This is a genomic window from Bacillus sp. SIMBA_074 (assembly GCF_046534555.1).
Lineage (GTDB): Bacteria > Bacillota > Bacilli > Bacillales > Bacillaceae_G > Bacillus_A > Bacillus_A mycoides.
Genome location: NZ_JAWRYM010000930.1, coordinates 1 through 251, shown reverse-complemented (window position 1 = coordinate 251; position 251 = coordinate 1). Strand labels below are relative to the sequence as shown.

The 251-nt window shown below is 67.7% G+C and carries 1 protein-coding gene; it reads left to right on the top strand.

What is annotated here, in order from left to right; genetic code table 11:
* A partial coding sequence (locus SB773_RS33505) for a hypothetical protein (protein ID WP_410594768.1) occupies positions 1 to 204 on the top strand: 204 nt, incomplete at its 5' end.
* Between the last annotated feature and the right edge of the window lie 47 nt (positions 205 to 251).

The following is a 251-nucleotide window of genomic DNA, read 5'->3' as shown; positions in this document are numbered from 1 at the left end:
CGCCGTCACGACGATCCCGCCTATTCCGCCTACGATGCGTCGAACACCGAGACCACGGCCTGGGCGACGCCCGACGAGCTGCGCGATCTGAGCGCTCGGCTCCTGGCGACCCTGAACGAATGGCGCGACTCGGTCGACGTCGACGATGGGCAGGAACGAACACCGATCTTCTTCTTCGCGCACGCCTTTCCCACGACACCATGACCTCGGCGCAGCCCCTCCAGCTGGCTGAGCCGCCGGCGTTCCGACGC